Origin of the sequence: Cellulomonas cellasea (genome assembly GCF_006538745.1) — a bacterium.
GTDB lineage: Bacteria > Actinomycetota > Actinomycetes > Actinomycetales > Cellulomonadaceae > Cellulomonas_A > Cellulomonas_A cellasea.
Window position 1 is genome coordinate 20,520 of record NZ_BJLR01000018.1, and the last position, 23,717, is coordinate 44,236.

At 74.8% G+C, this 23,717-nt stretch carries 22 protein-coding genes; 19 read left to right on the plus strand and 3 right to left on the minus strand.

Annotation, left to right across the window (positions count from 1 at the left end; translation table 11 throughout):
• Nucleotides 1-2: 2 nt before the first annotated feature.
• The 10 genes from folE to CCE01nite_RS10300 all read left to right on the plus strand — a co-directional run bounded on the left by folE (nucleotide 3) and on the right by CCE01nite_RS10300 (nucleotide 10,291).
• Nucleotides 3-647, plus strand: coding sequence for a GTP cyclohydrolase I FolE (gene folE, locus CCE01nite_RS10255; protein WP_141372307.1), 645 nt, complete (start codon nucleotides 3-5; stop codon nucleotides 645-647).
• Between the two features lie 21 nt (nucleotides 648-668).
• Nucleotides 669-1,577 (plus strand): dihydropteroate synthase, encoded by a 909-nt coding sequence (folP, locus tag CCE01nite_RS10260; RefSeq protein ID WP_246056430.1) that lies wholly within the window; start codon nucleotides 669-671, stop codon nucleotides 1,575-1,577.
• Nucleotides 1,574-3,193: a 2-amino-4-hydroxy-6-hydroxymethyldihydropteridine diphosphokinase gene (gene folK / locus CCE01nite_RS10265; protein ID WP_246056432.1), complete on the plus strand. Its 1,620-nt coding sequence runs from the start codon at nucleotides 1,574-1,576 to the stop codon at nucleotides 3,191-3,193. The genes folP and folK overlap by 4 nt, the downstream gene beginning before the upstream one ends.
• Nucleotides 3,193-3,693, plus strand: coding sequence for a DUF3180 domain-containing protein (locus CCE01nite_RS10270; RefSeq protein ID WP_141372308.1), 501 nt, complete (start codon nucleotides 3,193-3,195; stop codon nucleotides 3,691-3,693). Before folK ends, CCE01nite_RS10270 begins: the two co-directional genes overlap by 1 nt.
• A gap of 138 nt (nucleotides 3,694-3,831) precedes the next feature.
• The gene (locus tag CCE01nite_RS10275) at nucleotides 3,832-4,341 is read left to right on the plus strand and encodes a PH domain-containing protein (protein ID WP_141372309.1); all 510 of its coding nucleotides are present in this window, start codon (nucleotides 3,832-3,834) and stop codon (nucleotides 4,339-4,341) included.
• Nucleotides 4,338-5,987 (plus strand): PH domain-containing protein, encoded by a 1,650-nt coding sequence (locus tag CCE01nite_RS10280; protein WP_246056435.1) that lies wholly within the window; start codon nucleotides 4,338-4,340, stop codon nucleotides 5,985-5,987. Before CCE01nite_RS10275 ends, CCE01nite_RS10280 begins: the two co-directional genes overlap by 4 nt.
• Nucleotides 5,984-7,075 (plus strand): Rossmann-like and DUF2520 domain-containing protein, encoded by a 1,092-nt coding sequence (locus CCE01nite_RS10285; RefSeq protein ID WP_141372310.1) that lies wholly within the window; start codon nucleotides 5,984-5,986, stop codon nucleotides 7,073-7,075. Before CCE01nite_RS10280 ends, CCE01nite_RS10285 begins: the two co-directional genes overlap by 4 nt.
• Nucleotides 7,072-8,034: a pantoate--beta-alanine ligase gene (gene panC / locus CCE01nite_RS10290; RefSeq protein WP_141372311.1), complete on the plus strand. Its 963-nt coding sequence runs from the start codon at nucleotides 7,072-7,074 to the stop codon at nucleotides 8,032-8,034. The genes CCE01nite_RS10285 and panC overlap by 4 nt, the downstream gene beginning before the upstream one ends.
• Complete coding sequence (gene panD / locus CCE01nite_RS10295) at nucleotides 8,031-8,522, plus strand: aspartate 1-decarboxylase (RefSeq protein ID WP_141372312.1); 492 nt, start codon at nucleotides 8,031-8,033, stop codon at nucleotides 8,520-8,522. The genes panC and panD overlap by 4 nt, the downstream gene beginning before the upstream one ends.
• Nucleotides 8,519-10,291: an L-aspartate oxidase gene (locus CCE01nite_RS10300; protein ID WP_141372313.1), complete on the plus strand. Its 1,773-nt coding sequence runs from the start codon at nucleotides 8,519-8,521 to the stop codon at nucleotides 10,289-10,291. The genes panD and CCE01nite_RS10300 overlap by 4 nt, the downstream gene beginning before the upstream one ends.
• A gap of 131 nt (nucleotides 10,292-10,422) precedes the next feature.
• On the opposite strand, the gene CCE01nite_RS10305 is transcribed toward CCE01nite_RS10300, so the two are convergent.
• A complete protein-coding gene (locus CCE01nite_RS10305) occupies nucleotides 10,423-10,743 on the minus strand; it encodes a rhodanese-like domain-containing protein (protein WP_141372314.1) in 321 nt (106 codons plus the stop codon).
• Between the two features lie 202 nt (nucleotides 10,744-10,945).
• Here CCE01nite_RS10305 and nadC point away from each other — a divergent pair, with 202 nt between their 5' ends.
• The 4 genes from nadC (at nucleotide 10,946) to CCE01nite_RS10325 (ending at nucleotide 14,220) form a co-directional block, all read left to right on the plus strand.
• On the plus strand, nucleotides 10,946-11,884 hold the full coding sequence (nadC, locus tag CCE01nite_RS10310; RefSeq protein ID WP_141372315.1) for a carboxylating nicotinate-nucleotide diphosphorylase: 939 nt from the start codon (nucleotides 10,946-10,948) through the stop codon (nucleotides 11,882-11,884).
• 154 nt (nucleotides 11,885-12,038) lie between these two features.
• On the plus strand, nucleotides 12,039-13,496 hold the full coding sequence (gene lysS / locus CCE01nite_RS10315; protein WP_084142628.1) for a lysine--tRNA ligase: 1,458 nt from the start codon (nucleotides 12,039-12,041) through the stop codon (nucleotides 13,494-13,496).
• 50 nt (nucleotides 13,497-13,546) lie between these two features.
• Nucleotides 13,547-13,735 (plus strand): hypothetical protein, encoded by a 189-nt coding sequence (locus CCE01nite_RS10320; RefSeq protein ID WP_034628885.1) that lies wholly within the window; start codon nucleotides 13,547-13,549, stop codon nucleotides 13,733-13,735.
• Nucleotides 13,736-13,866: 131 nt separating this feature from the next.
• Complete coding sequence (locus CCE01nite_RS10325; RefSeq protein ID WP_034628881.1) at nucleotides 13,867-14,220, plus strand: histone-like nucleoid-structuring protein Lsr2; 354 nt, start codon at nucleotides 13,867-13,869, stop codon at nucleotides 14,218-14,220.
• A gap of 166 nt (nucleotides 14,221-14,386) precedes the next feature.
• Here CCE01nite_RS10325 and CCE01nite_RS10330 read toward each other — a convergent pair whose 3' ends face one another.
• Both CCE01nite_RS10330 and xylA read right to left on the minus strand, forming a co-directional pair.
• Nucleotides 14,387-15,871, minus strand: a complete 1,485-nt coding sequence (locus CCE01nite_RS10330; protein ID WP_034628880.1) for a xylulokinase — start codon at nucleotides 15,869-15,871, stop codon at nucleotides 14,387-14,389.
• Between the two features lie 119 nt (nucleotides 15,872-15,990).
• Nucleotides 15,991-17,178, minus strand: a complete 1,188-nt coding sequence (gene xylA, locus CCE01nite_RS10335) for a xylose isomerase (RefSeq protein WP_034628877.1) — start codon at nucleotides 17,176-17,178, stop codon at nucleotides 15,991-15,993.
• 76 nt (nucleotides 17,179-17,254) lie between these two features.
• On the opposite strand from xylA, the gene CCE01nite_RS10340 reads away from it, so the two are divergent.
• The 5 genes from CCE01nite_RS10340 (at nucleotide 17,255) to CCE01nite_RS10360 (ending at nucleotide 23,651) form a co-directional block, all read left to right on the plus strand.
• A complete protein-coding gene (locus CCE01nite_RS10340; RefSeq protein WP_169744013.1) occupies nucleotides 17,255-18,601 on the plus strand; it encodes an ROK family transcriptional regulator in 1,347 nt (448 codons plus the stop codon).
• Nucleotides 18,602-18,946: 345 nt separating this feature from the next.
• A complete protein-coding gene (chvE, locus tag CCE01nite_RS10345) occupies nucleotides 18,947-20,080 on the plus strand; it encodes a multiple monosaccharide ABC transporter substrate-binding protein (protein WP_034628875.1) in 1,134 nt (377 codons plus the stop codon).
• A 110-nt stretch (nucleotides 20,081-20,190) separates the two neighbouring features.
• On the plus strand, nucleotides 20,191-21,741 hold the full coding sequence (gene mmsA / locus CCE01nite_RS10350) for a multiple monosaccharide ABC transporter ATP-binding protein (protein WP_034628873.1): 1,551 nt from the start codon (nucleotides 20,191-20,193) through the stop codon (nucleotides 21,739-21,741).
• Complete coding sequence (gene mmsB / locus CCE01nite_RS10355) at nucleotides 21,738-22,961, plus strand: multiple monosaccharide ABC transporter permease (protein ID WP_034628871.1); 1,224 nt, start codon at nucleotides 21,738-21,740, stop codon at nucleotides 22,959-22,961. Before mmsA ends, mmsB begins: the two co-directional genes overlap by 4 nt.
• Before the next feature lie 153 nt (nucleotides 22,962-23,114).
• Complete coding sequence (locus tag CCE01nite_RS10360; RefSeq protein ID WP_034628868.1) at nucleotides 23,115-23,651, plus strand: glycosyl-4,4'-diaponeurosporenoate acyltransferase CrtO family protein; 537 nt, start codon at nucleotides 23,115-23,117, stop codon at nucleotides 23,649-23,651.
• Nucleotides 23,652-23,717: the final 66 nt, after the last annotated feature.

Genomic DNA, 23,717 nt, shown 5'->3' on the forward strand with positions numbered 1-23,717 from the left:
CGATGACCGTCGACGAGCACGACGACGCCCTGCGCGAGCTCCTGCCCGCGCCGGTCGCCGCACCGGAGCGTCGGCTGGTGCCCGAGTACGACGCCGCCCGCGCCGAGGCCGCGATCCGGGAGCTGCTGCTCGCGGTCGGGGAGGACCCCGAGCGCGAGGGCCTGCGCGACACGCCGGCCCGGGTCGCCCGGGCGTACCGCGAGATCTTCGCGGGCCTGCGCCAGGAGCCCGAGGACGTCCTGACCACGACGTTCGACCTCGGCCACGAGGAGATGATCCTGGTCAAGGACATCGAGGTGTACTCGACGTGCGAGCACCACCTCGTGCCGTTCCACGGCGTCGCGCACGTCGGGTACATCCCGAGCTCCGAGGGGCGCATCACCGGGCTGAGCAAGCTCGCGCGGCTCGTCGAGGTGTTCGCGCGCCGCCCCCAGGTCCAGGAGCGGCTCACGTCGCAGATCGCCGACGCGCTCGTCGAGCACCTCGACCCCAAGGGCGTGCTCGTCGTCATCGAGTGCGAGCACCTGTGCATGTCGATGCGCGGGGTCCGCAAGCCCGGCTCGCGGACCGTCACGTCGGCCGCGCGCGGGCAGATGCGTGACGTCGCCACGCGGGCCGAGGCGATGAGTCTCGTCATCGGACGCTGACCGGGGCCTAGGCTCGCCCCCGTGAGCACCGGAGCACGACCAGCACCCCTGCCCGAGCACCTCACGGGCGCGGGTCGCACGCTGGTGATGGGCGTCGTGAACGTGACCCCGGACTCCTTCTCGGACGGCGGCCGGTGGTTCACACCCGGTGCGGCGGTCGCACACGGGCTCGCGCTGGTCGAGGCCGGCGCGGACGTGCTCGACGTGGGCGGTGAGTCGACGCGGCCGGGCGCCCGGCGGGTCGCGGTCGAGGACGAGCTCGAGCGCGTCCTCCCGGTCGTCGCCGAGCTGGTGGAGCGCGGGGCCACGGTCAGCGTCGACACCACGCGCGCGGAGGTCGCCCGTGAGGCCGTCGCGCGGGGCGCCTCGATCGTCAACGACGTCTCGGGCGGCCTGGCCGACGACGCGATGCTCGCCACGGTCGCGCAGACCGGGGCGGTGTACGTCGCGATGCACTGGCGCGGGCACGCGGACGTCATGGACTCGCGCGACGACTACGACGACGTCGTGGCGGACGTGCGGCGCGAGCTCGCCCAGCGGGTCGACGCTCTGCGCGCCGCGGGGGTGCGCGACGAGCAGGTCGTGCTGGACCCGGGCCTCGGCTTCGCGAAGCCGGGGGCGAGCAACTGGCCGCTCCTCGCGCGACTGCCGGAGCTTGTGGCGGACGGCTTCCCGGTGCTCGTCGGCGCCTCCCGCAAACGCTTCCTCGGGCACCTCCTCGCCCGGCCGGACGGCACGCCCGCCCCGCCCCTCGCGCGCGACGGCGCGACGGCGGCGATCTCGGCGCTCGCGGCGGCCGCGGGAGCCTGGTGCGTCCGGGTGCACGAGGTGGCAGGCTCGGCGGACGCCGTGCGCGTCGCCGCGGCGTGGCGGGGGGCAGCCGCGGACGGCGGTGGGCGACGGGCTCAGACGACGGGAGGCGAGCGGTGAACGTGCACGCGAACGGTGAGGGTGGGCGGTCGGCCCGCGAGCAGGGCGCCTACGCGCTCAGCGCGGCGGTCGCCCACGACGCGTCGGGCCGGCGGCTCGACCGCATCCGGGTGCTCGGGATCTCCGCGATCGGCTACCACGGGGTCTTCGAGCACGAGCGCCGGGACGGGCAGGAGTTCGTCGCGGACGTCGTCGTGCACCTCGACACCCGGCGGGCCGCGGCCCGCGACGAGCTCGCGCTCACGCTCGACTACGGGACGCTCTCGCAGCACGTCGCCGGGGTGCTCTCGAGCGACCCGGCAGACCTCATCGAGACCGTCGCCGAGCGGATCGCCGCGACGGTGCTCGCGTTCCCGCAGGCCGTGGCGGTCGACGTCGCGCTGCACAAGCCGCGCGCCCCGATCCCGGTGCCGTTCGACGACGTCGTCGTCGAGATCTACCGCGACCGGGACAAGCTCCCCGCAGCCGAGCCGTGGCGCCCCGCGGCCGAGGACGGCCGCGAGCGGGCCGCGGTCCCGTCCGCCCCGGTGCGCACCGTGACCGCGCAGCTCCCGACGGTGCCCGCCGCGGCCTCGGCGACCGCCGCCGTCCCGTCCGGACCGCGGGCCGCCGAGCCCGTCCCGGACCCCCACCCGCCGACCCCGCACCCGCCCACGCCGCACCCGCCCGCCCCGCTGCCGCCGGTCCCGACCGGTCCGCACCCTGGCGCGCCGTCGCCCGCGGACCCGACGGACCCGCTCGGGGGCCGGGCGCCGTTCCCCTACGACGAGGGCCCGTACGTGCCGCTCCCGTACCGGCCCGAGGTGTCGGCGCCGGAGTCGTACGCGGACGCCGACGAGACCCCCGGCACGCACCACTCCGGGCCCGTGCGCGTGGACGGCGTCGCCCCGGCGCGGCACGGCGAGGCCGGCCTGCCCCCGGTCCCGGCGCCCGAGCTCGCGGCGCACGTCCGCTCGACCCGGCCCGAGCTGCTCGCCGGACCGGCGGCGCAGGACGACGTGGTCGACGGCGAGCTCGTGAGCGACGCGCTCGACGAGGCGCCCCGGGGCCCCGTCGACGTGGTGCTCGCGCTCGGCTCGAACCTCGGCGCCGCGCAGGAGACGCTGCGCGACGCGGTCTACGACCTCGCGGAGGTCCCGGGCATCGAGGTCGTGGACGTCTCGCCGCTCGCGCGCACCGCGCCCGTCGGCGGCCCGGACCAGCCCGACTTCCTCAACGCCGTCGTCCTCGCCCGGACCACGCTCTCCCCGCGCGACCTGCTGCGCGCGACGCAGGCCGTCGAGCAGATCCACGGCCGGGAGCGGCACGAGCGCTGGGGTCCCCGGACGCTCGACGTCGACATCGTCGTGTACGGCACGACGCTCGCGGTCACCGACGACCTCGAGCTGCCGCACCCGCGGGCGCACGAGCGCGCCTTCGTCCTGCAGCCGTGGGCCCAGGTCGCGCCCGACGCGGTGCTGCCCGGGCTCGGGGGCGGGCCCGTCGCCGCGCTCGCCGCGACCGCGCCGGACCGCGACGGGATCCGCTGGCTCGCGCTCGACTGGCTCACCGTGCCGGTCCCCGCCGTGCAGCCCGAGCCGGCCGGGGGCGACCCGGGGTCGGGGCCGCACCCGTGATGCACCGCACGCGATGGCAGACGCTCGCGCTGTGGGCGGTCGCCACGACCGCCGTGAGCTCGCTGCTGGTCCGGGCGCTCGCGGGCCGCGGGATCCAGGTGCCCGAGGTCCCGTGGCTCGTCGTCGCCGTGGAGCTCCTCATCGCGGGCGTGGTGCTCTCGATGGGCTGGGCGGTGCGCCAGTTCCTGCAGGGCAAGCGGCCCGACCTGTCGCCGATCCGGGCGGCGCGGACCGCGGTGCTCGCGAAGGCGTCCTGCTACACGGGCGCCGTGCTCGTCGGCTGGTACGGCGGCCAGGTCCTCGCGGTGCTCGGCGACCTCGAGATCGAGCCGCAGCGGGCCCGTGCCGCGGCGGCGGGGCTCGCCGTCCTGGGTGCCGTGGTGCTCGCCGTCGTGGGTCTCGTCGTCGAGTGGTTCTGCCGGGTCCCGCCGCCCGAGGACGGGGCGAAGGACGACCCGTCGCGCCCGCGCGAGCCCGCACCGGACCCCGCCGCCGGCTGACCGTGGCCGGTGCGTCCGGGTCGCGGACCGTCCGCGGGGCGCGTAGCCCTTCGGACGCACCGCCGTGGCCCTGGGTCGGTACAGGCGTCCACCGCGCGACCGATCCGGCGGCCCCGGCCACGGTGGAAGGATGAGCGCATGACCACTGCACCCGAGCGAGCGGCCGGCGGCCCGTTCGACCCGACCGGCGTGACCTGGACCCCCGTGTCGAGCCGGCTCGCCGGGGCGCGGCTCACGGCCATGGGGATCACCACGGCGATCGTGCTGCTGGTGCTCGTCCCGATCCCGCTGCTCACCGGCGCGGCGTGGACGTGGGCGTTCCCCGCCGTCGTCGTCGCGCCGATGCTGTGGGCGGCGGTGCTCGTGCCGCGGCAGGTGCGCGCGCACGCGTACGCCGAGCGCGCGGACGACCTGCTCGTGCGCAAGGGCATCCTCTTCCGCCAGCTCGTCGTCGTGCCCTACGGGCGCATGCAGTACGTCGACGTGACCGCCGGACCGCTCGCGCGGCGGTTCCGGATCGCGTCCGTGCAGCTCCACACCGCGTCGCCGAACACCAACGCGACGATCGATGGCCTGCCGCCCGAGGAGGCCGCGCGCCTGCGCGACCAGCTCGCGTCGCGCGGCGAGGCGCAGCTGGCGGGGCTGTGAGCGAGCCCGCCCGGCCCGAGCTCACCGAGCCCGCGCCGCCCGAGCCGGTGCCCGTCGACGGCGCACGGACGCGGCCCGACGTGGCGACGCCCGTGCCCGCCGAGCCGGTGCCCGTGGGCGCCGCGTCCGCCCGGCCCGACCTCACGAAGCCCGTCCCGACCGAGCCGGTGCCGGCACCCGGGGACGCGGCCCTCGACGCCGACCCCGCCGCCGCCGTCGCGCTCCCCGAGCCTGCGGCGGACTCGCGCGTCTGGCGCCGCATGCACCCCGTGACCCCGGCGATCAAGGGCTGGCGCGTGCTCGTCGGCGCGATCGCGGTGCTGGGCTACCAGTTCGGCGACGACCTCCGGAACGCCGCCGAGCTCGTCGGCGACGGCCGCTGGCGGTTCGTGGTCGGCGGGCTCGTGCTCGTCGCCGCGGTCGGCTTCGTGTACGCGCTGCTCGCGTGGCGCATGACCCGGTTCGCGGTGACGGACCAGGCCGTGCACCTGCACACCGGCGTGCTGTTCCGCCAGCAGCGCCAGGCGCGGCTCGACCGGCTCCAGGCGGTCGACGTCGTGCAGCCGCTGCTCGCGCGCATCACGGGCCTCGCCGAGCTCAAGCTTGAGGTGGCCGGCGGCTCCGGCTCCGCCGTCTCGCTCGCGTTCCTCAAGCAGGACGAGGCCGAGGCGCTGCGCTCGGAGCTGCTCGCGCGCGCCGCGGGCCTGCACGTCGGGGCCGGCGCGCCGCAGGGCGGTCCCGTGGTCGAGGCGGCGCCGGAGCACCAGGTCTTCGAGGTCCCGATGGCGCGGCTCGTGCAGTCGGTGCTGCGCTCGGGCGTGACCCTCTGGGCCGGCGTGTTCGTCGTGCCGGTGATCGTGGGCGTGGTCTGGACGCGGGAGCCGGGCGCCGTGTTCATCATGGTGCCCGCGTTCTTCGGGATCGCCGGGGCCATCTGGTCGGCGATCAACCAGGGCGCGAACTTCCGCGCCGCCATCTCGCCGGACGGCATCCGGCTGCGCCACGGCCTCACGGAGGCGCGCGCGCAGACGGTGCCGCCGGGCCGCGTCCAGGCGCTCGCGATCACGCAGGGCCCGTTGTGGCGCGGCAAGGACTGGTGGCGCGTGCAGATGAACGTCGCCGGCTACGGGGGAGCGGGCGAGCAGCAGACGGAGAACGTGCTGCTCCCCGTGGGCACGCGCGACGACGCGGTGCTGGCGCTGTGGCTCGTCCTGCCCGACCTGGGGGTGGCCGACCCGCGCGCGGTCGTCGAGGCGGGGCTCTCGGGCTCGGCGGCGGACGACGCGTTCGGCTTCCTGACCGTCCCGCGCCGCGCGCGCCTGCTCGACCTGCTCGCGTGGAACCGGCGCGGGGTGCTCGTGACCGACCGCGCCCTGCTCGTGCGCTCGGGGCGCTTCATCCGGCGGCTCGTCGTCGTCCCGCACGAGCGCACGCAGTCCCTGCAGCTCGACCAGGGCCCGCTCCAGCGGCGGTTCGGGGTCGCGTCGCTCGTCGTGCACTCGACGCCCGGACCGGTCAGCCCGCGCGTGGACCACCTCGACGCCGCGGTCGCGGCGGCGCTGCTCGACGAGCAGGCGGAGCGCGCGCGCACGGCCCGGGCGAACGCGGGGCCGGAGCAGTGGATGCGGCGCGAGGGCACGGCGTGAGCGGTGAGCGCCGGCCCGGGCGCCTCGGCGTCGGGGTCGTCGGTGCCGGCCGCGTCGGTGCGGTGCTCGGCAGCGCGCTGCGCGCCGCGGGGCACCCCGTCGTGGCCGTCAGCGCCATCTCGGCGGAGTCGCGCGAGCGCGCCGAGCAGCTGCTGCCAGGCGTGCCCGTGGTCGACGTCCCCGAGGTCGTGCGGCGCTCCGAGCTCGTGCTGCTCGCGGTGCCCGACGACGCGCTCGAGGGGCTCGTGACGGGGCTCGCAGACGTCGGCGCGTGGCAGATGGGCCAGATCGTCGCGCACACGTCCGGGCGGTACGGGGTCGGCGTGCTCGCCGCCGCACGCTCGGCCGGCGTCATCCCGCTCGCGCTGCACCCCGCGATGACGTTCACGGGCACGTCGCTGGACCTCGCCCGGCTGGTCGGCTGCACGTTCGCGGTGACCGCGCCGGGCCCGGTGCTGCCGATCGGCCAGGCGCTCGTCGTCGAGGTCGGCGGTGAGCCCGTCGTCGTCGCCGAGGAGGCCCGCCCGCTCTACCACGCGGCCCTCGCGCACGGCGCGAACCACCTCGTCGTGCTCGTCGCGCAGGCCGCGCAGGCGCTCGCGGCCGCCGGCGTCGACGACCCCGGCCGCGTGCTCGGGCCCCTGCTGTCCGCCGCGCTCGACGGGTCGCTGCGCGCCGCCTCGGCGGGTGCACCGGCGTCGCCCGGCGGCGTGGCGAGCGGCGGGCCGGGCGCGATCACCGCGCTCACCGGACCCGTGCGGCGCGGCGACGCGGGCACGGTGCGCGACCACGTCGAGGTGCTCGGTGCGCTCGGGGCCGGCACGGGCGCGGTCGACGTCCCGCTGAGCTACCGCACGCTCGCCCGGGCGGCGACGTCGCGCGCGCTCGCGGCCGGCCTGCTCGACGCGGGGGCCGCGCAGACGCTGCTCGACGCGCTGACCGAGCCGCCCCGGGTGGCGGGCATGCCGGAGGACCGCGCAGCGTTGGACGGGGTGGGACCGCCCGGCGCCGACGGCCCGGGTGACCACGGGGCCGCGCAGGACGCGCCGGACCCCGACGACGACCGCACGCAGGAGGACGACGCATGACCGCGCACGAGCACCGCAGCGGGCCGGCCCTGGTCCGCACGCGGGCGGAGCTGGCCGCGGCGCTCGCGGCCCAGGACGCCGGGGGCGGCGGCGCCGGCACCGACGCCGCCGACCTCCCCGCCCGCGCGGTCGTGATGACCATGGGCGCCCTGCACGCCGGGCACCTCGAGCTCGTGCGCGCCGCCCGCGCCGCCGCCCGGCACGTCGTCGTGACGATCTTCGTCAACCCGCTGCAGTTCGGGGCGGGCGAGGACCTCGACCGCTACCCGCGCGACCTCGACGGCGACCTCGCGCTGCTCGCGGGCGACGGGCTGCTGGGCCCGGGCGACGTCGTCTTCGCCCCGACCCCGGACGTCGTCTACCCGGGCGGCGACCCGATGGTGCGCGTCGCGGCCGGGCGGATCGGCGAGGTGCTCGAGGGGCGCTCGCGCCCGGGCCACCTCGACGGCGTGCTGACCGTCGTGCTCAAGCTCCTGCACCTCACGCGCCCGTCGGTGGCGCTGTTCGGCGAGAAGGACGCGCAGCAGCTCAGCGCGGTGCGCCGCATGGTCCACGACCTCGACGTGCCCGTCGAGGTCCGCGGCGTGCCCACGGTGCGCGACGTCGACGGCCTGGCCCTGTCGTCGCGCAACGCCTACCTGAGCCCCGGAGAGCGCACGCAGGCCCTGTCGCTCTCGCGCGGGCTCGTGGAGGCTCGCGACCTGGCCGAGGCGGGCAAGGACCCCGGCGACGTCGTGCACGCCGTGCAGGCGGCGCTCGCGCAGGCCGGCGTCGTGGACGTGGACTACGTCGCGCTCGTCGACGCGGCAGGCTTCGAGGACGTGCGACCCGGGTTCGCCGGCACCGCGGTCCTCGCGGTCGCCGCCCGCGTAGGCTCCACCCGGCTCATCGACAACGTCCGGCTGACCCTCGGAGACCCCGAGGGGGCCGGGCCCGACCGACCCGAGGGGACCCGATGACCTCGCTCCAGCGACCGATGATGATCGGCAAGATTCACCGTGCGACCGTGACGCAGGCCGACCTGCACTACGTCGGGTCGATCACGGTGGACGCCGACCTGCTCGCCGCCGCGGACCTGCTCCCCGGGCAGCAGGTGGACGTCGTCGACGTGACGAACGGTGCCCGCCTCACGACGTACGCGATCGCGGGCGAGGCCAGCTCGGGCCAGGTGTGCATCAACGGGGCCGCGGCCCACCTCGTGCACCCCGGCGACGTCGTGATCCTCATCGCGTACGGGATGCTCTCGGACGCCGAGGCGCGCACGTACTCCCCGCACGTCGTGCTCGTCGACGCGGACAACCGCATCGTCGGGGCGGGCGACGACCCCGGGCAGGTGCCGCCCGAGTGGACCGAGCTGTCGGGGCTCGAGCCGAGCGGGGTGCCGTTCGCGCAGGGCCGCAGCCTCGTCCAGGGCCCGCACCCGGCGATCCCCGGCGCACCCCGATGACGCTCGCCCCGGCGCCGGCGAACCCGCACGGGCTCGAGGCGCGCGAGGGGGAGGGCGTCGTCCTCGCCTCGCACCTCGCGGCGCCGGAGCCGGGGTGGACCGCGCGGGCCGACGCGGTCGTCGTCGGCTCGGGCATCGCGGGCCTGACCGCGGCGCTCGAGCTGCGCACCCGCGTGCCGCGCGTGCTGCTCGTGACCAAGGGCGTGCTCGCGTCGGGGTCTACGCTGTGGGCGCAGGGCGGCATCGCGGCCGCGCTCGACCCCGGCGACTCGCCCTCGGCGCACCTCACGGACACGCTCGTCGCCGGGGCCGGCGTGTGCGACCCGCGCGCGGTCGAGGTGCTCGTGACCGAGGGCCCCGCGCGCGTGCGCGAGCTCGTCGCGGGCGGGGCGGTGTTCGACCGGGCCGCCGACGGCGAGATCGCGCTGACCCGCGAGGGCGGCCACCACGCGGACCGGATCGCGCACGCGGGCGGGGACGCGACCGGCGCGGAGATCTCCCGCGCGCTCGTCGCGCAGCTCGACGCGGTGCGCTCCGACCCCGGCATCGAGGTCATCGAGCACGCGCTCGTGCTCGACCTGCTCACGGGCCCGGCCGGGCCGGACGGCGAGCCCGGCGCGGTCTGCGGCGTGACGCTGCACGTGATCGGCGAGGGCACGCGCGACGGCGTCGGTGCGGCGCTGGCCCCCGCGGTCGTGCTCGCGACCGGCGGGATCGGGCAGGTCTTCCGCTCCTCGACCAACCCCGTGCAGGCGACGGGCGACGGGATCGCCGCGGCGCTGCGGGCCGGCGCCCGGCTCGGCGACCTCGAGTTCGTGCAGTTCCACCCGACCGTGCTGTGGCTCGGCTCGGGCGTGCGCGGGCAGCTCACGCTCGTCTCGGAGGCCGTGCGCGGCGAGGGCGCCTACCTCCTCGACACCGACGGCGTGCGGTTCATGCCCGCGGTGCACCCGATGGCCGAGCTCGCGCCGCGCGACGTCGTCGCGCACGCGATCGTCACGCAGCTGGCCCGGACCGGCTCGGAGCACGTGCTGCTCGACGCGCGGCACCTGGGCGGCGACTTCCTGCGCCGGCGGTTCCCGACGATCCATGAACGCCTCCTCGAGCACGGCATCGACCTGACGACGGACCTCGTGCCGGTCGCCCCCGCGCAGCACTACCACTCGGGTGGCATCGTCACCGACCTCGTGGGCCGGGCGTCGCTGCGCGGGCTCTACGCCGCGGGCGAGGTCGCGTGCACCGGCGTGCACGGCGCGAACCGGCTCGCCTCGAACTCGCTGCTCGAGGGGCTCGTGTTCGCGCACCGCGCCGCGCGGGACATCGCCGAGCGGGTCGGCGCGGGCGAGCTGGTCCCGGAGGACCCCGAGCAGCGTCCCGGCCGTGCCGCGCTGGTCGCGGGCGCGAGCCGCTCGCGCATCCAGCGGCTCGCGTCGTCCGGACCGGGCGTGCTGCGCTCCGGCGACGGGCTGCGGGCCGCCGCCGAGGGGCTCGCGGGCGTCCGGACGGACGCGCACGTCGTCTCGCACGGGTCCTCGGGGGTCGTCGCCGACCCGCAGACCGCCGAGTGGGAGACCACGAACGTGCACCAGGTCGCGACCGTGCTGACCGCGACGGCGCTCGAGCGCGAGGAGAGCCGCGGCGGTCACGCGCGCACGGACTTCCCCGTGCCCGACGACGCGTGGCGCCTGCGGATCGAGGCGCGCCTCGACGCCGACGGCCGGCTCGTGACCGAGCGGGTGCCGCTCGCCGGGGACGTCCCGCCCGCCTGACGACGGCGGTCGGGCGCCGGGTCCGTCGGCGGCGGACGCCGGGCCATCGGCGCCGGACCGCCGGGCCGTCGGCGCCGGACCGCCGGGCCGTCGGCGCCGCACCGCCGGGACGTCGGCGGGGGACGCCGGGGTCAGCGCCCCGGCACGTCCACGGGGAGCCCGGCCCGACGCCACGCGCTCGTGCCGCCCACGACGTTGACGGACTCGACGCCCTGCGCCTCGAGCCAGCCCGCGGCCTGCGCCGAGCGCCCGCCCGACTCGCATACGAGGTGCACCGGCGTCGGCAGCCCGAGGACCTCGGGCGCGCGCGCGACGAGCTCCGACAGCGGCACCGACAGCGCCCCGGGGACGTGCCCACCGGCGTACTCGTCGGCCTCCCGCACGTCGACGACGGTCGCGGTGGGGTCCTCGCTCAGCAGCGCGTGCAGCCGGGCGACGTCGATCTCGTTCACGCGGGTCCTCCTGGGGGTGGGCGGCGGTGGTGCGCCGGGGCCGACGGCGCGCGGCCGCGTCCCAGGATGCGGTGCGCGCGGCCGGAACGGAAGCGACGGGGCCGACCCGGCACCGGGTCGCGCCGCGCCGCCCGCTCCTGCCGCCGCGACGCCCCCGCGGGACGCCGGCCCTCGGCCGCCCGCGCGCGGCTACCGTGGCGGCGTGACCGCGCAGACCCCGCCCGCCGCCTCGACCCCCGCCACCCCGCACGACGCGCCCGACGCCGCGTGGCTCGCCCGACTCGTCGGCGTCGCGCTCGACGAGGACCTCGGCCCGGCGCCCGGCCGCGACGTGACGACGCAGGCCACCGTCCCCGCGGACGAGACGGGCGCGGCGGACGTCGTGGCGCGCGCCGACGGGGTCGTCGCCGGGCTCGTCGTCGTCGCGGAGGTGCTCGACCAGGTCGCGACCCGGCTGGGCCTCGCGCCCGCGACGGTCGACCTCCGCGTGCCGGACGGGACGCGCGTGCGCCGCGGGGACGTGCTCGCGACGATCGCGGGCCCCGTCCAGGTCCTGCTCGTCGCGGAGCGGACGCTGCTCAACCTCGTCTCGCGCGCGTCGGGGGTCGCGACCCACACACGCCGCTGGGCCGACGCGCTCGGCGGCACGGGCGCGCAGGTGCTCGACACCCGCAAGACGACCCCGGGCCTGCGCGCGCTCGAGAAGTACGCGGTGCGCTGCGGCGGCGGCACGAACAAGCGCATGGGCCTGTACGACGTCGCGATGGTCAAGGACAACCACGTCGTGGCGGCGGGCTCGGTCGCCGCGGCGGTCGAGGCGGTCCGCACACGCTTCCCCCACGTCACGATCCAGGTCGAGGCGGACACGCTCGCGCAGGCCCTCGAGGCCGTCGAGGTCGGCGCGCGCTTCCTGCTGCTCGACAACATGCCGCCCGCGGTGCTGGCCGAGGTCGTCGCCGCGGTCCGGGCGGGCGAGGCGCGCACCGGCCGGGTCGAGCTCGAGGCGACGGGCAACCTGACGCTCGACGTGGCCGCCGACGTCGCCCGCACGGGGGTCGACTACCTCTCGGTCGGGGCGCTGACGCACTCCAGCCCGATCTTGGACGTCGCGCTCGACCTGACGCCGGCCGCGACATCCTGACGCCGGACGGGCTCCCTGCTGGGCGCCCCGGCCCCGGCGTCCGCCCGGACCCCCGGGCGCCGGGAGCGGGCGCGCCGGTCGGTAGGATCGTCCGGTGACCGAGAGCGTGCCCGCCGGGGCGGACGACGAGCAGACCGAGGACCTCCCCGAGCAGATGCGGGTCCGCCGCGAGAAGCGTGAGCGCCTGCTCGCCGAGGGCGAGGCGTACCCCGTCTCGGTCCCGCGCACCCACACCCTCGCGCAGGTCCGTGCGGCGCACCCCGACCTCGAGCCGGGCACCGAGACCGACGACGTCGTGGGCGTCGCCGCGCGCGTGGTGTTCCTGCGCAACACCGGCAAGCTGTGCTTCGCGACGCTGCAGGACGGCGAGGGCACCCGCCTGCAGGTCATGCTGAGCCTCGCCGAGGTGGGCGAGGAGTCGCTGGGCCGCTTCAAGGCGCTCGTCGACCTCGGGGACCACCTGTTCGTGCACGGGCGCGTCATCTCCTCGCGCCGCGGCGAGCTCTCGGTGTTCGCGGACGACTGGCAGATCGCGGCCAAGGCGCTGCGCCCGCTCCCGGTGCTGCACAAGGACCTCTCGGAGGAGGCCCGCGTCCGTCAGCGCTACGTCGACCTCATCGCCCGCCCGGCCGCGCGCGACGCCGCCCGGCTGCGCGCCGCCGTCGTGCGCTCGCTGCGCGACAACCTGCACGGGCGCGAGTTCCTCGAGATCGAGACGCCGATGCTGCAGACGCAGGCCGGCGGCGCCGCAGCCCGCCCGTTCGTCACGCACATGAACGCGTTCGACATCGAGCTGTACCTGCGGATCGCTCCCGAGCTGTTCCTCAAGCGCGCGGTCGTCGGCGGGATCGAGCGCGTCTTCGAGATCAACCGGAACTTCCGCAACGAGGGTGCCGACTCCACGCACTCGCCCGAGTTCGCGATGCTCGAGGCGTACGAGGCCTACGGCGACTACGACACGATGGCGACGCTCACGCAGGACCTCGTGCAGACCGCCGCGAACGACGCCCTCGGCGGCACGGTCGTGATCCTCCCGAACGGCGAGGACTACGACCTCGGCGGGCAGTGGACGCAGCTGTCGATGTACGAATCGCTCTCGGAGGCGCTCGGCGAGGAGATCACGCACGACACCCCCGACGAGCGGCTCACGACGCTCGTGGAGAAGTTCGACATCCAGATCGACCCCCGCCGGCAGAACCACGGCAAGCTCGTCGAGGAGCTGTGGGAGCACCACGTCGGCAACGACCTGTGGGCGCCGACGTTCGTGCGCGACTTCCCGGTCGAGACGAGCCCGCTCACGCGCGACCACCGCACGAAGCGCGGGCTCGTCGAGAAGTGGGACCTGTACGTGCGCGGCTTCGAGCTCGCGACCGCCTACTCCGAGCTCGTCGACCCGGTGATCCAGCGCCAGCGTTTCGAGGCGCAGGCCCTGCTCGCGGCCGCGGGCGACGACGAGGCCATGCAGCTCGATGAGGACTTTCTCACCGCCGTCGAGTACGCGATGCCGCCGGCCGGCGGGATGGGGATGGGCGTGGACCGCCTGCTCATGGCGCTGACCGGGCTCGGCGTCCGCGAGACGATCCTGTTCCCGCTCGTGAAGCCGCAGGCCTGAGGAATTGCCGTCGGGCGTCCGGCGAGATCGCCGGGCGTAGACTTGTCGCGATGAACGGCTTCCTTCTCGCCCTCGCCGCGCTGCTGCCCTCGCTGGGCGTCGGCGCGATCTTCTGGTATGTGATGCGGGCGCTCGTGAATGCCGACCGCACGGAACGTGCGGCATTGGCGCGCATGGACGCGCAGGATGCGGAGCGCGCCGCGAAGGCCAAATCTGCTCGGTCTGAATCAGATAGCTGATACACCGGTCTGTTGGTGCGGGCGCAGCGATCCTTCTGGTGCACGCGGCTTCCCTTTGACGCAACTTTCGAATGGTGCGATGCTGCGTTCAACACCCCGTGAGAATCCCCCCTCGCACCAGGAGAAGAACAATGGCCCAGAAGGTCCAGGTCCTGCTCGTCGACGACATTGACGGCGGCACCGCCGACGAGACCGTCTCTTTCTCGATCGACGGAGTGTCCTACGAGATCGACCTGACGTCGGAGCACGCGAACGAGCTGCGCGAGTCGCTCGCGACGTGGGTGGGCCACGCGCGCAAGACGGGCGGCCGGGCGTCCTCGTCGGCCGGTCGCAGCGGGCGCAGCAGCACGCGTCGCTCGTCGGGCTCGTCCTCGAGCGGCGACGCCGGTGCGATCCGCGACTGGGCGAAGGCCAACGGCCACCCGGTCTCCGAGCGCGGCCGCATCTCGGCGGACGTCAAGGCCGCCTACGAGGCTGCGCACTGACCCCAGCTCGACCCTGCCGCGGTCGCCCGCGGTGCACCGAAGAACGACGAGTGCCCGGCACCACCCCATGGGTGCCGGGCACTCGTGCGTCCGGGCCGGGTGGGAGGGCACCCGGGCCGGGCGGGACGCGCGCCGCCCCGCACCGGGCGGACGCGCGTCGGTCGGCTCAGGCGGGACGGGTCCCGGTGAGCTCGCGAACGGCCGCGTACTGCTCCCGCACGCGCGGCGCGGGCTCGGCGCGGTAGACGGTCGACTCGCCGGCACCGGTCCACGCGGGCGGCGTCGGCTCGCCCGAGAGCACCCAGGCCGCCTGACGCGCGGCACCGTCGGCCACGTACTCGCCGGGGGTGGGGACGGTCACGTCGAGCCCGAGGACGCTCGGGGCGATCTCGCGCACCGCCTGGGACTGCGCGCCGCCGCCGATGAGGAACACGCGCTCGACCTGCACGCCCTGCGCCCGCAGCGCGTCGAGGCCGTCCGCGAGGGCGCACAGCATGCCCTCGACGGCCGCGCGCGCGAGGTGCGCCGGGGTCGTGTTGGCGAGCCGGATGCCGTGCAGCGCGCCCGTGGCGTCGGGCTTGTTCGGCGTGCGCTCGCCCTCGAGGTACGGCACGAGCACGAGGCCGTCGGCGCCCGCGGGTGCCGCGAGGGCGAGCTCGGAGAGCCCCGCGTGGTCGACCCCCAGCATGCGCGCGGCGGCGTCCAGGACGCGCGAGGCGTTGAGCGTGCAGGCGAGCGGCAGGAACGCGCCGGTCGCGTCGGCGAAGCCGGTCACGAGGCCCGAGCCGTCGGCGCTCGGCGCGGAGGCGATCGCCGAGACGACGCCGGACGTGCCGATCGAGATGGCGACGTCACCGGGCACGAGACCGAGGCCGAGCGCGGCGGCGGCGTTGTCGCCCGCACCGGCGCCGAGCAGCGGGCCGCGCGCACCGACCGCCGAGGTCCCGGCGGGCTCGCCGGGGCGCACCACGCGCGGCAGCACCGCGTCGTGGCCGAGCGCGAGCTCGAGGAGGTCGCGGCGGTAGTCGTCGGTGAACGGGGACCAGTAGCCCGTGCCGGAGGCGTCGGAGCGGTCGGTCGTGAGCGCCTCGAGCCCGGTGCGGCCGGTGCCCGGCCCGTGGCCCGCGAGGCGCCACGTGAGCCAGTCGTGGGGGAGGGCGACGGCGGCGACGCGCGCGGCGTTCTCCGGCTCGGCGTCGCGCAGCCAGCGCAGCTTGGTCACGGTCAGCGAGGCGACGGGCACCGAGCCGGTCGCCTGCGCCCACGCGGTGGCACCGTCCAGCAGCGGGGCTCCCTCGGACGCACCGACGGCGCCGTCGCGCGGCGTGCCGTCGAGCTCGCCGATGAGGTCGAGGGCGGCCTGCGCCGAGCGCGTGTCGTTCCACAGCAGCGCGTCGCGGACCACGTTCCCGTCGGCGTCGAGCGCGACCATGCCGTGCTGCTGACCGCCGACGGCGATCGCGTCGACGTCGTCGAGCCCGCCCGCGTCCGCGATCGCGGCCTGGAGCGCGTCCCACCAGCGGGCGGGGTCGATCTCGGTGCCGTCGGGGTGCGAGGCGCGCCCGGAGCGGACGAGCGCCCCCGTCTGCGCGTCGCGGACGACGACCTTGCAGGACTGGGTGGAGGAGTCCACCCCGGCGACGAGCGTCATGTGCGTGTGCCCTTCGTGCGAGGAGCCGGGCCCGGCGTCCGCGGGGTGCGGTCGCCGGGCCCGGCCGGGATTTCTCGGGTCGTGCGGTCGTGCAGTCGTGCTGGGCCGGTCAGCAGCGGTCAGCGCGCGCCGATGGCGTGCTCGAGCGCGAGCTGGTTGAGGTGCACGAAGTCGAAGCCGCGCGCCGCGACGGCGTCGACGTCGAGGTCCTCGTACGCGGAGCGGTCCGCCAGGAGGTCGGCCAGGGTCTCGCCCTCGCCGAGCGTGGGCTGCGCCAGCTCGAGCACGCCGGACGCCTCGAGCGCCGCCTGGACCTCGGGGTCCGCACGGAACGCGAGCGCACGCTCCTTGAGCAGCAGGTAGGTGCGGATGTTCGCCTCGGCGGACGCCCAGACACCCTCCATGCTCTCGGTGCGCGAGGGCTTGTAGTCGAAGTGGCGGGGGCCGTCGTAGCGCGGGCCGCCGCTCGGGAAGCCGTTCTCGACGAGGTCGACCGTGGCGAAGGCGGAGAACAGGTCGCCGTGACCGAAGACGAGGTCCTGGTCGTACTTGATGGACCGCTGGCCGTTCAGGTCGATGTGGAACAGCTTGCCCGCCCACAGCGCCTGGGCGATGCCCGACGTGTAGTTGAGGCCGGCCATCTGCTCGTGGCCCGTCTCCGGGTTGAGGCCGACGATGTCGCCGTGCTCGAGCTTGGCGATGAAGCCGAGCGCGTGCCCGATCGTCGGGAGGATGATGTCGCCGCGGGGCTCGTTGGGCTTGGGCTCGATGGCGATCTTGAGCCCGTAGCCCTTCTCCTTGATGTACGCGGCGACGGTGTCGATGCCCTCGGCGTAGCGGTCGTGCGCGGCGTTGAGGTCCTTCGCGGAGTCGTACTCCGCGCCCTCGCGCCCGCCCCACATGACGAAGGTGTCGGCGCCGAGCTCGGCGGCGAGGTCGACGTTGCGGACGATCTTGCGCAGCGCGTAGCGGCGCACGCGGCGGTCGTTCGAGGTGAACGCGCCGTCCTTGAACATCGGGTGCGTGAACGTGTTCGTCGTGACCATCTCGACGGTGATGCCGGTCTCGTCGAGCGCGCCCTTGAAGCGGGCGAGGATCTCGTCGCGGGTCTTCGCGTCGGAGCCGAACGGGACGACGTCGTCGTCGTGGAACGTCACGTGCGCGACGCCGAGCTTGGCGAGCTGGTGCACGGACTCGACCGGGTCGAGCCACGGGCGGGTCGCGTCGCCGAACTGGTCGCGCGCCTCCCACCCGACGGTCCAGAGACCGAACGAGAACTTGTCTGCGGGGGTGGCCTTGGGCGCCATCGGGTTCTCCTCCACGAGAGCCGGGGGAATTTGTTGTACGAGTGAACTTATGCGCGCGAGCGGCTAGGGTCAAGTCATGGCCCCCGATCGAAGCGATGCCGCCGCGCCGTCCCGCGCGTCGGCCGCCGCGTCCGCGGGTGCACCGGTCGTCCGCCGGGCCCGGGGCGCCGGGGCGCTCTCGGCCGCCGGCCGGCCCTCCGCGACGCGCGTGCGTGCACCGCGCCGGGCCGCGGGTCAGGCCTCGCTGCGCGAGCACAACCTGAGCCTCACGCTCCAGCACGTCCTCGACGCGCACGCCCCGCTCTCGCGCGCCGACATCGCGTCCGCGACGGGCCTGGCGCGCGCGACCGTCTCGGGTCTCGTCGACCAGCTCATCGAGGCGCAGCTCGTCGTCGAGCTCGAGCCGCTCGCGTCCCAGCGCGCCGGCCGCCCGGCGGTCCCGCTCGCACCGGCGCGGGGCACGGTCGCGGCGCTCGGGATGGAGGTCAACGTCGACTACGTCGGGGTGCGCGCGCTCGACCTCGCGGGCCGCGTGCTGACCGAGCGCGTCGAGCTCGGCGACCTACGCGGGAGCCGGCCCGAGGCGGTGCTCGACCGCCTGGCCCAGATGGCGGGCCGGGTCGCGGCGAACCTCAGCGCCGACGGCGTCCGGGTCGCCGGCACCGCGCTCGCGCTGCCCGGGCTGGTCGACCGCGTGACCGGCCCCCTGCGCGTCGCGCCGAACCTCGGGTGGCGGGACGTCGACGTCGTCGCGCACCTCACGACCCACCCGGTGCTCGCGGGCTTCCCGCCGCGCCTGGCCAACGAGGCGAACCTCGCCGCGCGCGCTGAGGCGCATGCGCGCAGGTCGGCGGGCCGCCCGAGCTTCGTGTACGTCTCGGGCGAGGTGGGCATCGGCGGGGCGATCGTCCTCGACGGCGAGATCTTCCTCGGGCGGCACGGGTGGAGCGGCGAGCTCGGGCACACCGTGCTCGACCCGTTCGGCCCGGGTCGCGGCACGCTCGAGGAGTACGCCGGGCTCGACGCGCTCGTGCGCGGCGCGGGCCTCGAGTCGGGCGCGCCGCTCGCGGACCTCGTCGCGGCGGCCGACGCGGGCGACCGGGCGGCGCTCGACTCGCTGCGCCGCGGCGGCACGGCCCTCGGCGTCGCGCTCGCGAACGTCGTCAACGTCGTCGACGTCGGGCTCGTCGTCCTCGGCGGCACGTTCGGGCAGATCTACCCGCACGTGCGCGACGCGGTCGCGGAGCAGCTCGACCGCTGTGTCATCTTCGGGGGGTGGTCACCCGTGGAGCTGAGCGAGGCCCGGGCGGGGGAGTACCCGGCGATGACCGGGGGCGCCCTCGCGGTGCTGCGCGCGGTCGCCGCGGACCCGATCGGCTGGTCCGGCACGGGGCAGGACACCCTCGCCCGCGCAGGAGGGTGACGGCCGCCGGCCGCGGCCCCTCGCTCGTCCGGGTGACGCGGTGCGGCAGCCGGGTGCCCGATTCGTCCATGTGACCGCTCACATCGAGAGATCCGGGCATCGTCACCGGGATGTGATCGGGCCGTTGTGCAATCGTGACCTTCAACAGTTGTACTGTCCTTGCGCAGGATGGGTCCACATCCTAAATTCATCGCGACAACAAACTCGGGTCGGCCGACCCGAGTGCACATCAGGCGAGGGTGCCTGACGGCGACCGCAGGTCGTCACGGGGTACCCCGAACCCGACGCGAGGACGCGTCACCTCACCGCCGGGCAGTCCGGCGGTCGGACGAAGGGTCGACAACGATGTCTCTCAGAACCACCAAGGTCGTCGCGGCGTTCGCCGGCGCGGCACTCCTCGTCGGCGGCCTCGCGGCGTGCAGCCAGGAGCGTGCCGCCGAGACCCCCGAGGGCGACGGCGCCGCCGCTGCCGAGGGCGGCCTCATCGGCATCGCGATGCCGACGAAGAGCCTCGAGCGCTGGAACAAGGACGGCGCGCACCTCGAGGAGCTCCTCCAGGAGGCGGGCTACGAGACGACGCTGCAGTACGCCGACAACCAGGTCGACCAGCAGATCACGCAGCTCCAGAACATGATCAACCAGGACCCTGAGGTCCTCGTCGTCGCCTCGATCGACGGCACCGCGCTCGGCCCGGTGCTCGCGCAGGCGAAGGAGAAGGACATCGCGGTCATCGCCTACGACCGCCTGATCAACGGCACCGACGACGTCGACTACTACGCGACGTTCGACAACTACGAGGTCGGCAAGCTCCAGGGCGAGTTCATCGTCGAGCAGCTCGGCCTCGAGACCGAGGCGGGCCCGTTCAACCTCGAGCCGTTCGCCGGCTCGCCGGACGACAACAACGCCAAGTTCTTCTTCTCCGGCGCGTGGGACGTCCTCAAGCCGTACGTCGACGAGGGCAAGCTCGTCACGCCGTCGGGCAAGGCCCCGAAGAGCAACGACGAGTGGACCAGCATCGGCATCCAGGGCTGGGGCTCCGACGACGCCCAGTCCGAGATGGAGAACCGCCTGAACTCGTTCTACGCCGGCGGCACCAAGGTCGACGTCGTGCTCTCCCCGAACGACTCGCTCGCGCTCGGCATCCAGCAGGCGCTCGAGGGTGCCGGCTACACGCCGGGCACCGACTGGCCGCTCATCACGGGCCAGGACGCCGACAAGGCCAACGTGCAGAACATGCTCGCCGACAAGCAGTCGATGTCGGTCTGGAAGGACACCCGCACGCTCGGTGACCAGGTCGCCAAGATGGTCGACCAGATCGTCACGGGTGAGGACGTCGAGGTCAACGACGAGGAGACCTACGACAACGGCAACAAGGTCGTCCCGACCTACCTGCTGCCCCCGCAGGTCGTGACGAAGGACGACGTGGAGTCGGTGCTCGTGGAGTCCGGCTTCTACAAGGCCAGCGACCTCGGTCTCTGACACCCGGAACCGGTCGGCCGGTCGGGGCGGCGCACGCCGCCCCGACCGGCCTCCGCCCGGACCGCGCCGGGCGTCCGGCGGTCCACCGACGAACACGACTGCGAGCAGACATGACAGGCGATCACACGATCCTCGAGATGCGGGGCATCACCAAGACGTTCCCGGGCGTCAAGGCGCTGCAGGACGTCACCCTCGAGGTCAGGCGCGGCGAGGTCCACGCGATCTGCGGGGAGAACGGGGCCGGCAAGTCGACCCTGATGAAGGTCCTCTCGGGCGTGTACCCCCACGGGACCTACGAGGGCGACATCTTCTTCGAGGGCGAGCCCTGCGAGTTCAAGGGCATCCGTGACTCCGAGGAGCGCGGGATCGTCATCATCCACCAGGAGCTCGCGCTGAGCCCGTTCCTGTCGATCGCCGAGAACATCTTCCTCGGCAACGAGCGCTCGAAGCGCGGCGTCATCGACTGGAACTCCACGAACGCCGAGGCCGCCAAGCTGCTGGCCCGCGTCGGGCTCACCGAGAGCCCCGACACCAAGATCATGGACATCGGCGTCGGCAAGCAGCAGCTCGTCGAGATCGCCAAGGCGCTGTCCAAGCGCGTCAAGCTGCTCATCCTCGACGAGCCCACGGCCGCGCTCAACGACGACGACAGCGCGCACCTGCTCGACCTGCTCCGCAGCCTCCAAGGCCAGGGCATCACGTCGATCATCATCAGCCACAAGCTCAACGAGATCCACGCCATCGCCGACACCACGACCGTCATCCGCGACGGCCGCACGATCGAGACGATGGAGATGCACGGCGCCGAGCCGGTCTCCGAGGAGCGGATCATCCGCGCGATGGTCGGGCGCTCGCTCGACGCGCGGTTCCCCGACCGGGAGCCCGTGATCGGCGAGGAGGTCCTGCGCATCGAGGACTGGACCGTGCACCACCCGGTGGACCACGGCCGCGTCGTCGTCGACCACGCGAACCTCTCGGTGCGCCGCGGCGAGATCGTCGGCATCGCGGGCCTCATGGGCGCGGGCCGCACCGAGCTCGCGATGAGCGTCTTCGGCCGGGCCTACGGCTCCAACATCTCGGGCCGCATCCTCAAGGACGGCAAGCAGATCCACGTCGGCTCGGTGCGCGAGGCGATCCGGCACGGCATCGCGTACGCGACCGAGGACCGCAAGCGCTACGGCCTCAACCTCATCGACACGATCAAGCGCAACGTGTCGTCGGCCGCGCTCGACAAGGTCGCCCGCCTCGGCGTCGTCGACCGTGAGGGCGAGACGAAGATCGCCGAGCAGTACCGCAAGGACCTCAACGTCAAGACCCCCACGGTCGAGGCCCTCGTCGGCAAGCTCTCCGGCGGCAACCAGCAGAAGGTCGTCCTGAGCAAGTGGATCTTCGCCGACCCGGACGTCCTCATCCTGGACGAGCCGACCCGCGGGATCGACGTCGGCGCGAAGTACGAGATCTACACGATCATGAACGCGCTCGCGGCCCAGGGGAAGGCGATCATCGTCATCTCCTCCGAGCTCCCCGAGCTGCTCGGCACGTGCGACCGCATCTACGCCCTCTCGCAGGGCCGCATCACGGGTGAGGTGTCCCGCGAGGACGCGACCCAGGAGACCCTCATGCACTACATGACCATGGAGAAGGACGGGGCCGCCCGATGAGCACCACCATGACACCCGAGACGCCGGCGCAGGCCCGGGTCTCGCCGCTCGCGCGCCTCCAGGGCATGGGCGGGAACATGCGCCAGTACGGCATCTTCGGCGCCCTCGTCGTGATCGTCGCGCTGTTCCAGGTGCTCACCGACGGCAAGCTGCTGCTGCCCAACAACGTCGCGAGCCTGATCCAGCAGAACGCCTACGTCATGATCCTCGCGATCGGCATGGTCATGGTGATCGTCGCCGGGCACATCGACCTGTCGGTCGGTTCCCAGGTCGCATTCATCGGCGGGCTCGTCGCGCTGATGATGAAGGACATGGGCCTGCCGTGGCTCGTCGCGGTGCTCCTCGGAGTCGCGATCGGCGCGGTGGTCGGCGCCTGGCAGGGATTCTGGATCGCGTACATCGGGATCCCGGCGTTCATCGTCACCCTCGCCGGGATGCTGATCTTCCGCGGTTTCGCGATCCTGCTCGTCGGTGTCACGGTCGCCGGTTTCCCCGCGCCGTTCATCGACATCTCGGGCGGCTCGATCCCGAACTTCCTCGGATTCGCGGGGAACGCGGACGCCGTGACGCTCGTGCTCGGCGCGATCGTGATCGCCGCGCTCGTCGGCAGCCAGGTGCGCGCGCGCTCGGTGCTCAAGAAGCACGACCTCAAGACCGAGGCCGTGCCGCTGTTCCTGACCAAGGTCGTGCTCATCACGGTCGGCATCGGGGCGGTCACCTGGGTGCTGTCGCAGAGCGCCGGCGGGACGCCGATCGTGCTCGTGATCGTCGGCGCGCTGATCCTCGCGTACACGTTCCTCATGGGGCGCACCGTGTTCGGCCGGCACATCTACGCGATCGGCGGCAACGTCCAGGCGGCGGTGCTGTCCGGGGTCAACACGCGCAACGTGAACTTCTGGATCTTCGTCAACATGGGCTTCCTCGCGGGCGTCGCGTCGGTCGTCGTGACCTCGCGCGCCGGTGCGGCGGTCGCGGCCGCCGGGCAGAACTACGAGCTCGACGCGATCGCGGCGTGCTTCATCGGTGGCGCGGCGGTCACGGGCGGCGTCGGCCGGATCTCCGGGGCGATCATCGGCGCGCTCATCATGGGCGTGCTCAACATGGGCCTGTCGATCCTCTCGGTCGACCCGGCCGTGCAGCAGGCGATCAAGGGCTTCGTGCTCCTGCTCGCCGTCGCGTTCGACCTCATCAACAAGCGCCGCGCGGGCGGCTCGCGCTGAGCCACCGGCGCTCCCGCTCTCCCGACGCACCCGCGTCGACCGGCCCCGCGGGGTCAGGTCGGCGCGGGTGCGTCGCGTCCGGGCGGCGGTGCACGACGAGCGCGAGCCCTGCGCCGGTTCGCCGTCTGCAGCGCGGGCGCGGTAGAAGAGGGCATGCCTCCGCGGACCCGGCTGCGCGCCGTCGTGGACGTCGCCGTGACGCTCGCGGCCGTCGTCCTGCTGGTGCTCGCCTGGACGGTCGTCGAGGCGGGTGTGCTCGCGTGGGGCGCGCAGTGGACGGGGCTGTGCTGGGCGGCGCTCGTCCTGCGCGAGCCGCAGCGGTGGCTGCCGCGTCCCCGGGTGCGGGTCGGTGCCGACGAGGTGCGCTGGTACCGGCGCTGCGGGGTCGGGCTGTTCCGGCGCGCGCTCGGTGCGGTGGGCTGGAACCGAGCGGTCGACACGGGCCGCGGGTTCGACGGCACCCGCGCGACGCTCGACGCCCTCGAGGCGGGGACGCGCCGGTCGGAGGGCGCGCACCTGCTGCTGCTCGGCCTCACCGTGCTGCTGGCGGGGGCCGGGCTCGTGCTCGGGCGCCCCGGGGTCGCGGTCTGGTCGGCCGTGCTCGCGGTGCCCTTCCACGTGTACCCGGTGATGCTCCAGCGCACGACGCGGTACCGGCTCCAGCGGCTCGCGGCGCTGCGGGCGGGCTGAGGTCGGGCCGGCGCCGCCGGACGACGCCGCCGCCGGACGACGGTGCCGGACGACGGTGCAGGACTG

Bases quoted from the DNA above. Each gene is read 5' to 3' on its own strand.
- folE (WP_141372307.1), top strand. From the start codon at position 3: ATGACCGTCGACGAGCACGACGACGCCCTGCGCGAGCTCCTGCCCGCG.
- CCE01nite_RS10270 (WP_141372308.1), top strand. From the start codon at position 3,193: ATGCACCGCACGCGATGGCAGACGCTCGCGCTGTGGGCGGTCGCCACG.
- CCE01nite_RS10275 (WP_141372309.1), top strand. From the start codon at position 3,832: ATGACCACTGCACCCGAGCGAGCGGCCGGCGGCCCGTTCGACCCGACC.
- panC (WP_141372311.1), top strand. From the start codon at position 7,072: ATGACCGCGCACGAGCACCGCAGCGGGCCGGCCCTGGTCCGCACGCGG.
- panD (WP_141372312.1), top strand. From the start codon at position 8,031: ATGACCTCGCTCCAGCGACCGATGATGATCGGCAAGATTCACCGTGCG.
- CCE01nite_RS10300 (WP_141372313.1), top strand. From the start codon at position 8,519: ATGACGCTCGCCCCGGCGCCGGCGAACCCGCACGGGCTCGAGGCGCGC.
- lysS (WP_084142628.1), top strand. From the start codon at position 12,039: ATGCGGGTCCGCCGCGAGAAGCGTGAGCGCCTGCTCGCCGAGGGCGAG.
- CCE01nite_RS10320 (WP_034628885.1), top strand. From the start codon at position 13,547: ATGAACGGCTTCCTTCTCGCCCTCGCCGCGCTGCTGCCCTCGCTGGGC.
- CCE01nite_RS10325 (WP_034628881.1), top strand. From the start codon at position 13,867: ATGGCCCAGAAGGTCCAGGTCCTGCTCGTCGACGACATTGACGGCGGC.
- CCE01nite_RS10330 (WP_034628880.1), bottom strand. From the start codon at position 15,871: ATGACGCTCGTCGCCGGGGTGGACTCCTCCACCCAGTCCTGCAAGGTC.
- xylA (WP_034628877.1), bottom strand. From the start codon at position 17,178: ATGGCGCCCAAGGCCACCCCCGCAGACAAGTTCTCGTTCGGTCTCTGG.
- CCE01nite_RS10340 (WP_169744013.1), top strand. From the start codon at position 17,255: ATGGCCCCCGATCGAAGCGATGCCGCCGCGCCGTCCCGCGCGTCGGCC.
- chvE (WP_034628875.1), top strand. From the start codon at position 18,947: ATGTCTCTCAGAACCACCAAGGTCGTCGCGGCGTTCGCCGGCGCGGCA.
- mmsA (WP_034628873.1), top strand. From the start codon at position 20,191: ATGACAGGCGATCACACGATCCTCGAGATGCGGGGCATCACCAAGACG.
- mmsB (WP_034628871.1), top strand. From the start codon at position 21,738: ATGAGCACCACCATGACACCCGAGACGCCGGCGCAGGCCCGGGTCTCG.
- CCE01nite_RS10360 (WP_034628868.1), top strand. From the start codon at position 23,115: ATGCCTCCGCGGACCCGGCTGCGCGCCGTCGTGGACGTCGCCGTGACG.